Genomic DNA, 10,998 nt, shown 5'->3' with positions numbered 1-10,998 from the left:
CTTGATCTGGACCGCGCCCAGTGGCATTGAGCAATGTTCTTTCGTTGCAGGACCGCCATTGACAGCGGGGGGATTCCATCGCTAGACAGAGAGACCAACCACCGCATGAACCTGCCGAACAAACTCACTCTCTCACGCCTGATCCTGACGGGCGTGTTTGTGGTGTGCTTTTACATCCCGTGGGCGAACACGGTTTCGCTGGCGCTGATCATCTTCGGGATTGCCTCTGCCACTGACTACTTTGACGGGAAGATCGCGCGTGCGCGCGGCATCGTGACCAACTTCGGCAAGCTGTTTGACCCGCTGGCGGATAAGATTCTCATCGCCGCAGCCTTTATCCTGCTGACCTCCGACAAGAACTTTCCCGAAGCGACGCGGATGCCGGCGTGGATCACCATCGTGATCCTGGCGCGGGAGTTTTTTGTGACCGGAATCCGGCTGGTGGCGGCGGGGCAGGGTGCGGTGCTGTCGGCGGAAAAACTGGGGAAGCACAAGATGCTGTGGCAGATCCTGACGGTGATTTATTTCATGATGCGCCAGGCGTCGCTTGAACCCATCTTTGGCATTACTCACCCAGCCTTCACGGCGAGTCCGGACGTGGAACGGGTCGTGGCTTTGCTCCTCGTTTCTTTCACGACACTGCTGACGCTGGTGTCTGGTTTCAGCTACTTTTGGAAGAATCGTCGTCTGTTTGACGATGCTTGATGCTTCTTTTGAACTCACAGCCATGAACGCAGAACAACAACTCACCACCCTTGGTCTCACACTTCCTACCGCGCCACCGCGTGGCGGTGTTTACAAACCGGTCGTGATCGTCGGAAACATCGCCTACGTCTCCGGTCATGGGCCGTATCTTGGCGATGGGAAGTATCTCACCGGCCGGGTCGGTGGGGATATGGATCTTGAAGCGGGCAAGGCTGCGGCAAAGCAGACCGGCCTCGCCTTGCTGGCCACCTTGAAAAGTGAACTTGGCAGCCTGGACCGCGTGAAGCGCGTGGTGAAGCTGCTCGGCATGGTGAACTGCACGTCAGATTTCGGAGATCATCCGAAGGTCATCAACGGCTGCAGTGAATTGTTTGGCCAGATCTGGGGCGAAGAATGCGGCATCGGCGCACGCAGTGCCGTGGGCATGGGTTCGCTGCCGGGGAACATCGCCGTCGAGATCGAGGGCATCTTTGAGCTGCAATAAAAACCTGCGCTGGTCACAGCGCAGGTTGCTCAGAGCGGTCTGAAACGGGGCTCAGAACCAGCGCGAGCCGAGGCCGAGGCCGCTGCCCCAGCTGAAGGGCTGGCCAAAGCCATAACCACCACCCCATGGGCGGTTGGTGTAGCTGCTGCCGTATCCAGGACTGCGGTTGTAATACGGGCTGCTGTAGATGCCGTTCGAGTAGTATGGGTGCAGCTGATATGAGACTGGGTAGGCCGCTGGGCGGCTGTAGGTGCCCGTGTAGCAGGGACGGGCGGAGTAGCAGCGTGTCCCGGCGTTTGCGCCGCGGATCACATAGTAATAATGGTCACGGTTGGAGCCAAGGGTGCTGGCTGCGAGATCGCCCAGCGGGCCACGCCCTGTGGTCTGGTAGGGCGTGAAGATTCCTCGATAGGGGCCTGAGCCATTGTAGGCGTAGGGATACTGACAGGCAGTGAGGGTCAGTGAAAGACCGACGAGAAGAACCACGAGCGATTGTAGGGGCAGTATTTTCATGGCGAAGGGAGTGCGCAGGATTAGCGCACCCATTCCGCCCCTTTGGCAACGAGTAAACGACCACTCGGCAGGAGAATAATTCCGCTCAAATAGAGTGGTTCTGAATTTTATGAGCGAAACGCCCGGAAAGCTTCAGTGATCTTAGAAGCCAATGATCTGGAAGGGCATACTGTCTCTGATCTGCTTGTCGGGCGGTGAGCTCATGATCTTTTCAAATTGCTGAGCCCATTCACGAATGGCGAACTTGGCCTGACCGGTAGGAAACAGCTCCTGGGGAAAGAAGAAGAACAAGGTCTTGGCCTCTTCTTTGTCGGCAAACTCGAAGACGGACTTGCCGGTTTTGGGCTCGGTCACGACACCTTGAATGGCGATGGTGCCGCGTGAAGGTTTTCCAAGCAAGCTGCCGCCGACCATGGGCAGAGTCACCAGATCCACGGCTTCCCGCACCAGCAGTCCTGAGTAGGTGTTGGGTTCCCATTCGATGATGGACAGTTTCAGGGTCATGGCATCCTTGGAAGGAGCATCCACGACGGTGAAGCGTGATTTTTTGTTCGCCTTGAAAGCGCTGACAAATTTATCGTGAGCGTAAGTCAGCAGGCCCTTCATCTTGTTTTCACGGCGTTTTTTGCTGAACTCCACCTGGGTGAACTTTTGCAGCATGGGCCGCAATTCATCGGAGACTACCGGGGCGATGTAGATCGATTTCACCTTTTCAGCAGCATCTAGAACTCTCTTGTCGGTGGTCCACCAGTTGCCGATGAAAGGCGAGCGTTTACGGTTTTCCTTTAGCTCGCTTCCATGTGGGAGCATTTTGGTGGGCTTAACACTGACGGCAGCCACCACGCTTTTGGCGGTTCGGCAGGAGATCATCATCCAAGGGATGAGCAGGAATAGGGCGGTACGGATCAGCATCATGGCGCGGTATGGGGATACGTCTGAGAAAGGCGGATGGCAAATATTTCACATATCGGCCCCAACACAAACTTCCCCGCAACATTTGCGCCAACCATGGGGGGGTGTTAGCTTTCCCGTCTGGTCATTCGGTGCTCCGGCAATTCCGCCGCGCTCCGCCTGATCTCTTCCTTCCAACTTTATGGCATGGCTTTTCTCTCTCGGTTCCTTCGGTGAAATCCTCCGATTCATCATCCTCATTTTGGAGGTGATCCTCGTGTTCAATCTCATGATCGTGGTTCATGAGTGGGGCCATTTCCTGGCGGCACGCTGGCGCGGACTGAAGGTGGAGAAGTTCTACATCTGGTTTGGCAAGCCGCTGTGGAAAAAGACCATCAATGGCGTGGAGTACGGACTCGGCAGCATTCCTGCGGGCGGTTTTGTGGCGCTGCCGCAAATGGCCCCGATGGGCGGGCTCGAAGGTGAGGTGAACCAGGAAGGGCTGCCAGCGATCACACCGCTGGACAAGGCCATCGTGGCTTTTGCCGGTCCGCTGTTCAGTTTCATGCTGGCCTGCTTGTTTGCCGTGGCCGTCTGGGTCGTGGGCAAGCCGGAGAGCGAATCCCACACCACCTCGATCGTTGGCTATGTGGCCAAAGACAGTCCGGCTCAGAAAGCGGGCATTCTTCCCGGGGACAAGATCCTTCAGGTGGATGGTCAGCCCGTGAAGCGCTTCGAAGGACTGGTGGACAGTGTGCGCTGGGGCGTGGTGGCCAGCGAAGGTGAAACGATCGCCTTCGAGGTGGAGCGTCCTGGACAGGGAGTGATGAAGTTCAATGTGGATCCCAAGGCCTGGCCAAGCAGCGAAAAAAAGGCGGAGCCGGTTTCCTGGTGGCGCTCAATCTTCAAACGGCCCGAACTGCGTTCCATCGGTCTGGAAGGCCAGATGACGCCCATGGTTGGGGGAGTTGCCAAAAACAGCCCTGCGGAAGAAGCGGGCATCAAAGCAGATGACCTGGTGCTGCGTGCTGATGGCAGACAACTGCGCAGCATGGGGGATCTTGGCGACTACATCAAAGCCACAGCGGGCAAGACCATCATGCTGGACATCGAACGTACAGGCAAAGTCATCCAAATCCCCATCCTGCCGCGCATCCCGGACAAGAACAATCTCAAGGAGGTCACGGATGATCATCAGGAATACCCCATGATCGGCGTGGCCTGGGATGTGGAAGGCAAGCGTACTCCCAGCGTCATCACACCGTGGGAGCAGATCAGCGATGCCGTGCGGCACATGGGCAATCTGGTTTCCAAACTAGTCTCACCGAAGTCCGATCTCAGCCCTGCGCACATGAGCGGCCCAGTGGGAGTCGGCCGTCTGTATTACAAGCTGTTCCAGCACCCTGATGGCTGGCGTCTCGTGCTGTGGTTCAGTGTCGTGTTCAACATCAACCTGGCCATCCTCAACATGATGCCTTTCCCGGTGCTGGATGGCGGGCACATCACCATGGCCGCTGCTGAGGCGATCCGCCGCAAGCCGCCGCAGGGCAGGATTCTTGAGTACGTTCAAACTGCTTGTGCGCTGATGCTCTTCGGCTTCATCATTTTTGTCACCCTCAAGGATACTGGGGATTTCTTTGGCGGCGGAGCCAAAGAGGGCAAGGTTTTGAAAATTGAGTGGCTCTCCAAAGAGCAGCGTGGTGCCGCAGGCGCGTAATTTTCGCCGCTTATGCGCGTCCTCATCCTCGTTGAGAACCTTCCCGTTCCCTTCGACCGGCGCGTGTGGCAGGAGGCCTGTGCTCTGCGAGATGCGGGGCACGAGGTCACTGTCATCTGTCCGCAGATGCGTGGCTACACGCAGCCGGAGGAAGTGCTCGAAGGCATCCAAATCTACCGCCACTGGATCAGTGGCGAGGCCGGATCGCTGGGTGGATTCATCGCTGAGTACGCTTCGGCTTTGTGGGGGGAGTTTTGGTGTGCTGTCAAAGCGTGGCGGCGTGGCGGCTTCGACGTCATCCACCTCTGCAATCCGCCGGATCTGCTGTTTCTCGTGGCTCTGCCGTTCAAGCTGTTTGGCGGCGCGAAAGTCATCTTTGATGTGCATGATCTCTGGCCGGAGATGTTTGAGGCGAAGTTCGGCAGTCGTGGGCTGATGTATTGGGCGGTGCGGGTTGCCGAGCGTTGCACGCTTGCGCTGGCGGACGTGGTGATCGCCACCAATCAGAGCGTGCTGAGCGCAGTGAAACAGCGCGGGAAGCTGCGTGAGGATCGTGCCTTTGTGGTGCGTACAGCGCCGAGCCGGATGAACACCGCTGCGCAGCCGGATGAGACACTGCGTGCTGGGAGGCGGCATTTGGTGGGTTATATTGGAGTCATGGGCAGTGCGGATGGCGTGGACTACCTCGTGCGCGCTGCGGATCACATCGTCAAAACCCGCCGGCGCACCGATGTGCAGTTTCTGCTGATGGGTTCCGGCGCGGAGCATGCGGATCTTGTTGCATTGCGTGACCAGCTTGGCCTGAGCGAGTGCCTCAGCATGCCGGGACGAGTGAGCGACGAGTTTCTGTGCCGTGCATTGCGTACCGTGGACCTCGGCGTCGCCTGCGACCCCATCAATGCGTACAACGACCACTGCACCATGAACAAGGTGCTGGAATACATGGCCTTCGCCAAACCGATGGTGATGTTTGGCACTGTAGAAGGCCGCTTCTCAGCGGGTGAGAGCGCGGTGTACGTCATGGAAAACTCCGCTGAAAAGCTGGGCGATGCCATCCTAGAGCTCCTCGACGACGATTCCCGGCGTCAAACGCTGGGCGCCGACGGCCATGCACGACTGACCCAGGAGCTGAACTGGGAGCGGAGCGTGGGGCAGTTGCTGGCGGCCTACCAGGCGGCCTAAGGTGATTTCTAGTGATTATTTTGCCCTGCGGTGTCTAGGGTCTTGCTAAAACGCCTCCTTGTTCTTAAATCATCAGCATGCACCAGGCGAATGACCATGGGGGGGATGCCGTTCATTTCGAGCCCTTTACTCCGCCATCGACGGAGGAGCTGGATGCATTGATTCCGGGCTACAAGTTTCTTCAGTTCATCGAGCGGGGCGGCATGGGCGCGGTTTACAAGGCGGTGCAGAAGAGCCTCAACCGCACGGTGGCGGTGAAACTGCTGCCTCAGGTGCATCGGAACAAGGAGAGCTTTGCCGAACGCTTCAAACGCGAGGCGCATGCGCTCGCACAGCTGAATCATCCGCACATCATCGCCGTGCATGACTTCGGCGAGACACCTGACGGCCAGATGTACTACGTCATGGAGTTCGTTTCCGGCATGGATTTGCAGCATCTGCTCAAGCGTGCTCCACCCGAGCCCAGACAGATCCTCACCATCATCACCCAGGTTTGCGAGGCGCTGCAGTTTGCCCACGAGCGCGGCATTGTGCATCGTGACATCAAGCCGGCCAACATTCTCGTCGATGAGCGTGGCAATGTGAAGGTCGCGGATTTTGGCCTGGCCAAGGTCATGGGCCAGCAGGCTGTGGATTACACCGCCACTGGCATGACGATCGGCACGCCTGACTACATCGCGCCTGAGGCGCTCGATCAGAGCAAGAGCATCGACCACCGGGCGGACATCTATTCGCTGGGGGTGATGATCTATGAGCTCTTCACGGGGCATGTGCCCAAGGGGGTGTGGGAGCCGCCCTCGATTCGTTCCGGCGCGGACAAGGGCATCGATGCTGTCGTCAGCAAGGCGATGCAAAACAACCCTGAGAAACGTTACCAGCATGTGCGTGACATGACGCAGGTGCTGGAGAAGCTCTTCAAGAACAGCGACAACTGGAAAAACTTCCGGCGGCCATCCCGAAGCGAACTGGTGAAAGCCATGGGGGAGCCGGTGAGAATTCCCACCGGGGCGGACACGATCCAGATGACACCCAAGGTGGGTCCAAGCCGCAGGCGGGCCTGGATGGCCGGCGTGATGGTGCTGCTGGCCGGAATGGCCGGAATGGTGTGGCAGGGCGGCTGGCAGACATCTGGGCAGAGCGGCCAGGCATCCGCTCCTCAAGCTGCAGAGCCTGCCAAGGCGGTCATGCCGCCGGCTGCACCCGAACAGATGAGGCTGGCGGAATGGGTGCTGGCGCATGAGGGTTTCGTGAATGTTAAAACTGACTCAAGTCCTGAAGAGAGGATGGGAGAAGGTTTTGACATTATGTTCACGACCGACCTGCCTCAGGAGCCTTTCAGCATCTGGCGGGTGTCGTTGTCAACGGTTCCCCTCAAAACGGAGGAGGATTTGAAGGAGCTGACCCTGCTCGCTCAGGAAGCAGGAACGGTCTCCAACCTCTGCCTGCGCGGCATGGAGGTGCCGGTGGCGGCGCTGGTACATCTCACGTCCATTCCGAAGCTCAAAAACCTCGATCTATCCTCAACCTCACTGGTGACGGATGACGCGATTGAACATCTGGTTGCGTGCAAATCTCTCCGTGCCCTGCGGGTCAGTAAAACGCGAATGCTTGCCGTGGACGCCATGATGGAAAAACTGGGTGTTATGCTGCCCCAATGTAAAATCTTAAACAACGATTAACCCCCATCCTTTAAACTGACATGAGCAAGTATTCCCACATCCACAATGAAGCTGGCGATGCAAAAACTCGCAACCGGCAGGCCAGGTCCGCACCAGTGAACTTGCAGAAAAAAAGCACGGCGAAGGTGAAATCCAAGCCGATTTCCAAGCGGGCTGCCGTCACAGGAATGCCGAGCTGCATGGCCGTGATGGCAAGTGGTGTGACCGCTGAAGCCGCCCAGCCTCGCGTGAAGGGGCCGGTGGTTCAAGCCGGGGGCAGGATGAAGCTGGCCCGTTCATCCAAGCCACTCTTGTTATGGATCGGTGATGTATTGGTTCCCACCGGCTTCGCCACTGTCACGCATGCAGTCTTGAATCATCTGCGTCATGACTGGGAGGTCATCGTGTCAGGGGTCAATTATGATGGTTCAACCCATGAGCTGCCATATGAAGTCATGCCTGCATGGCAGGGGGGAGACATGTGGGGAATGAACCGTTTCAAGCATCTCTGCACCGAGTTTGATCCCGCTGCGGTCATCATTAACAACGATTGGTGGAACGTGGCGGAATTCGCCAAAGCCGCACCTGAAGGTGTCCGAATCATCGGTTATATGCCGGTGGATGGAGGCAATCTCGAGTCTGCGGCGATGCAGGAACTGAACAAGCTCCATGCGGCGGTTTGGTACACGGACTTTGGGCATCGTGCGGCTGTGGCAGGAGGTTTTACGGGGCGGCGTCATGTGATTCCGCATGGCATTGACACCGAAGTGTTTCAACCCTCGGACAAGCATGAAGCACGGCGGCAACTGGGGCTCACTGTTCCTCCAGATGCTTTCATCGTTGGCAACGTCAACCGCAACCAGCCGCGCAAACGTCTCGATCTCACGATTCAGATTTTCGCGTCCTGGATCAAGCAGCACAACATCGCCGACGCGCATCTGCTCCTGCACTGCGCTCAAAAAGACACGGGCTGGGATCTTCGCCGCGTGGCCGGCTACTATGGTGTCGCCGACCGACTGATTCTCACTGGAGCTGACGACATCCGGGACATGCAAGATGTGAGCAGGCTGAAGTACATTTACAGCAGTCTTGACGTGCAGATGACCACGACACTGGGCGAAGGCTGGGGGCTGACCACGATGGAAGGCATGGCCTGCGGCATTCCGCAGATCGTGCCCGAAGCTTCCGCATTGGGCGAATGGGCCAGGCCTGCGGTCAAAATTCCGTGTTCGCGCACGCTCTTTCATCCCGAGATCAACACTACTGGGAGCCTTGTGGATGAAGCGCCTTTCGTGGCGGCTTTGCAGGCGTTGTATCAAAGCAAGGCCGAACGCAGCCGTCTGGCCGCTGAAGGACTGGCGCATGTGCGCGGTGAGGACTTTCGCTGGGAAACCGTGGCAGGGCAATTCCAGGCGCTGCTGCCTGCCGCTCCGCGCCAGGCGAAGCGACGGCAGACAATGCAGTCCCGGCAGCTCAGCAGCAGGACTTGAAAAAGACGCGCTCGCGCTGTGCTTTGAAGCGACGGGTGAGATTGAGTGTTTGTTCGGCGACGAGAGTGTTCATGATTTTTTGGGCTTGGTGTGTTCTTTGGCGGGCGGTTCTGGCGGGGCCTGCTCCACGAGGGCGGCGAGTCTGTCGAAGCTGCCTTCCCACATCTGGCGGTGGCGTTCGATCCAGTTCACCGCTTCGCGGAGGGGTTTGGGATTGGCGGAGATGTAATGGGTACGACCTTCGATCCGGCGCTTGAGCAGTCCTGCATCCTCCAGCACGCGCAGATGCTTGGAGACGGCCGGGAGGGACATCTGCAAGGGCTCTGCCAGAGTGCCGACCGTGGCCTCGCCCTCGATCAACCGTGACAGCAGTCCGCGCCGGGTGGCGTCAGAGAGTGCGGCAAAGACAAGATCAAGGAGCAGAGGCTGGGGGGCGCGTCTCATGGTGAAACGAGTGGATGCTGCGTGCCGGGCTGGCAAGCGGGCTTACTTCACGCGCTCAAATTGGAAGGGATGATCCTGCTGGGCCTTGCCATGGTCGAACAGCGTCCAGTTTTGCGTCACATGATCCGCATCCACGAAGGTGATGACGGCGGAGTGCATATGCTTCTCGGTGTCCACTTTGATCTCGCTGTCCTTGGCCAGGTCGAAGGTGAGGGATTTTGCATCGGACTTCACCAGCGTCATGCTGGGCCGGTTGCACAGCATGCAGTAATGCGTCAGCACCAGCCTGCCGTCCTTCTCATGATAGAGGGTGACCATTTCCTTGGGCGTGTTGGCGAACATGGGTTCCTCAATCGCGCTGCCCCCGGCGATGACACGGTATTGCGTGGTCACCGTCATTGGTCCCTGGCCCATGTCCGCCCTAGCCTGCCAGTCGCCGGCGAGCGTTTTCATTTTTTCAAACTCGGCGGAGCCGGTGTAAGGTTTGGAAGGTTCGCCAGCGGTGGCGGTGAGCACCGAGGAGAGGAAGGAAAGGGTGATAAGAATCAGATTTGTTTTCATAGGTGTGCGGTTTGTAACCGGATTAAAATTTAACCAAAAGGTTAAATGACGCGAGGGCAATTTCGCACTGCATGGTTTTTTTGGTGGAGGTCCACCATGGAACTGTCATTTCGATCCGGTCCTGTGGTAGGATGCTGGCGCATGAAAATCGCTTTCGTCGGAGCATCGGGTTATGGAAATGTCGGTGATGACACGTATCCGCTGGTCTTTGCGCAGCAGCTGCCAGAGCATGAGCTGGTGATCTACAATTCGGATCTGCCCAAGTCCCTGCCGGAGGACCTGGACATGCTTGTCATGGGAGGCGGCGGGATTGTTTACAACCACGGGGAAAAGAGTGCTGAGGCAATGGAATCCCCGCATTTCCGCTGCATGAAATTCTATATGGATGAGGCGATCCGGCGGCGCATTCCATGGGGATTTCTTTCCTGCGGCTTTCAGTTTCAGTTCAATGGCGAGGAGAGTGATGTCTCCAGGCTGCAACCGTGGGCTCCGTATCTGCGGCAGGCGCATTTCATCACTCTACGTTCACCGCGCTGCGTGCGCATCGCGCAGGAGCTCAGCGGGCGTGAGGATGTGGTTTTTGCCCCGGACGCTGCCTACCTTTACCGGCATGAAACCGCAACTTCAGTGGATGACATGCGATCCATCACTCTGGTTCCAGCGGGCTTGGTCAATGCGCGCAATGCACTGATCAACCACTACCTGCGACAGTTCGCCGCCAGCGGCATGTCGGTGACATGGCTGGGGATGGGGGCACCGGCGGATAATGACAAGCTGCTCGCCGAGGCTGCGGAGAGTTTTCCTCAGGCGCAGATCATCGCCACTCCCGGACCGAAGGTGGCGTTTGAAACCATTGCACGGTCACGGTTTGTCATCACCGGCCGCTACCATGGCATGGTTTTCGCGCGCACGAGCCATGTGCCGTTTATCACGCCGGTGGATGCGCCCTACAAAATTCGCATGGAAAACCTGGAGGCAAACATCAGTGCCGCCGCCACTCATTTCGAGGTGCTGCGTCGTTACATCCCCCGTTGATCACCAGCGTTGCAGAAACTCCGCGAGCTCGGCTGCGTCCACCTTCGAGTACTCACGCCCAAGGGTGTTGTCTCGGTTCATGCCAAAGGCGTAATCGGTGGGCTGAGTCACATCGTGGTGGTTCTCTGGGTATAACACTGCCACTGGCTTGTTCTCAAACCAGGCCGCCTGCTGCAGGCTGGACCAGCTGCCCACATAGGCACGGCAGTTTTTGATCAGATTGAGTGTGGCAGGCACGGTGAGGCTGTCGAGCACCGTGATGTTGTCCCCCTCGACAGACCGTGCGTCTTCCACGGCATGAATCGTTTTTCCCTTCAT

The 10,998-nt window shown here is 58.0% G+C and carries 12 protein-coding genes; 7 read left to right on the top strand and 5 right to left on the bottom strand.

The genetic code is table 11. The features are described from left to right. Positions 1 to 105 precede the first annotated feature (105 nt). Together pgsA and ACIREA_RS16920 are read left to right on the top strand one after the other, a co-directional pair. A complete protein-coding gene (gene pgsA / locus ACIREA_RS16925) occupies positions 106 to 705 on the top strand; it encodes a CDP-diacylglycerol--glycerol-3-phosphate 3-phosphatidyltransferase (RefSeq protein ID WP_397383481.1) in 600 nt (199 codons plus the stop codon). Between the two features lie 22 nt (positions 706 to 727). Further along, positions 728 to 1,189 carry a RidA family protein gene (locus ACIREA_RS16920; RefSeq protein WP_397383479.1) on the top strand — a complete coding sequence of 154 codons (462 nt, stop codon included), beginning with the start codon at positions 728 to 730 and terminating at the stop codon, positions 1,187 to 1,189. 51 nt (positions 1,190 to 1,240) lie between these two features. On the opposite strand, the gene ACIREA_RS16915 is transcribed toward ACIREA_RS16920, so the two are convergent. Continuing rightward, complete coding sequence (locus tag ACIREA_RS16915; protein WP_397383477.1) at positions 1,241 to 1,702, bottom strand: hypothetical protein; 462 nt, start codon at positions 1,700 to 1,702, stop codon at positions 1,241 to 1,243. A 141-nt stretch (positions 1,703 to 1,843) separates the two neighbouring features. Next, positions 1,844 to 2,617, bottom strand: coding sequence for a DUF3313 family protein (locus tag ACIREA_RS16910; RefSeq protein ID WP_397383476.1), 774 nt, complete (start codon positions 2,615 to 2,617; stop codon positions 1,844 to 1,846). Positions 2,618 to 2,795: 178 nt separating this feature from the next. Between ACIREA_RS16910 and rseP the strand changes: the two genes are divergently transcribed. From rseP to ACIREA_RS16890, 4 genes are all read left to right on the top strand, one after another. Then, entirely contained in the window at positions 2,796 to 4,310 is a 1,515-nt protein-coding gene (gene rseP, locus ACIREA_RS16905) for an RIP metalloprotease RseP (protein ID WP_397383474.1), read from the top strand. A 12-nt stretch (positions 4,311 to 4,322) separates the two neighbouring features. Then, positions 4,323 to 5,492: a glycosyltransferase family 4 protein gene (locus tag ACIREA_RS16900; RefSeq protein ID WP_397383473.1), complete on the top strand. Its 1,170-nt coding sequence runs from the start codon at positions 4,323 to 4,325 to the stop codon at positions 5,490 to 5,492. A gap of 77 nt (positions 5,493 to 5,569) precedes the next feature. Next, complete coding sequence (locus ACIREA_RS16895; protein ID WP_397383472.1) at positions 5,570 to 7,171, top strand: serine/threonine-protein kinase; 1,602 nt, start codon at positions 5,570 to 5,572, stop codon at positions 7,169 to 7,171. Between the two features lie 20 nt (positions 7,172 to 7,191). Beyond that, positions 7,192 to 8,640 carry a glycosyltransferase family 4 protein gene (locus ACIREA_RS16890; RefSeq protein WP_397383471.1) on the top strand — a complete coding sequence of 483 codons (1,449 nt, stop codon included), beginning with the start codon at positions 7,192 to 7,194 and terminating at the stop codon, positions 8,638 to 8,640. Between the two features lie 69 nt (positions 8,641 to 8,709). Here the strand turns inward: ACIREA_RS16890 and ACIREA_RS16885 are convergent, their stop codons facing one another. Both ACIREA_RS16885 and ACIREA_RS16880 read right to left on the bottom strand, forming a co-directional pair. Next, entirely contained in the window at positions 8,710 to 9,084 is a 375-nt protein-coding gene (locus tag ACIREA_RS16885; protein WP_397383469.1) for an ArsR/SmtB family transcription factor, read from the bottom strand. Between the two features lie 42 nt (positions 9,085 to 9,126). After that, positions 9,127 to 9,645, bottom strand: coding sequence for a hypothetical protein (locus tag ACIREA_RS16880; protein ID WP_397383468.1), 519 nt, complete (start codon positions 9,643 to 9,645; stop codon positions 9,127 to 9,129). A 141-nt stretch (positions 9,646 to 9,786) separates the two neighbouring features. Here ACIREA_RS16880 and ACIREA_RS16875 point away from each other — a divergent pair, with 141 nt between their 5' ends. Next, entirely contained in the window at positions 9,787 to 10,680 is an 894-nt protein-coding gene (locus ACIREA_RS16875; protein ID WP_397383467.1) for a polysaccharide pyruvyl transferase family protein, read from the top strand. Here ACIREA_RS16875 and ACIREA_RS16870 read toward each other — a convergent pair. Continuing rightward, a partial coding sequence (locus ACIREA_RS16870; protein ID WP_397383466.1) for a hypothetical protein occupies positions 10,681 to 10,998 on the bottom strand: 318 nt, incomplete at its 5' end.

The organism is Prosthecobacter sp., assembly GCF_044373815.1.
Lineage (GTDB): Bacteria > Verrucomicrobiota > Verrucomicrobiia > Verrucomicrobiales > Verrucomicrobiaceae > Prosthecobacter.
This window is presented reverse-complemented; position numbering and strand designations above follow the sequence as displayed.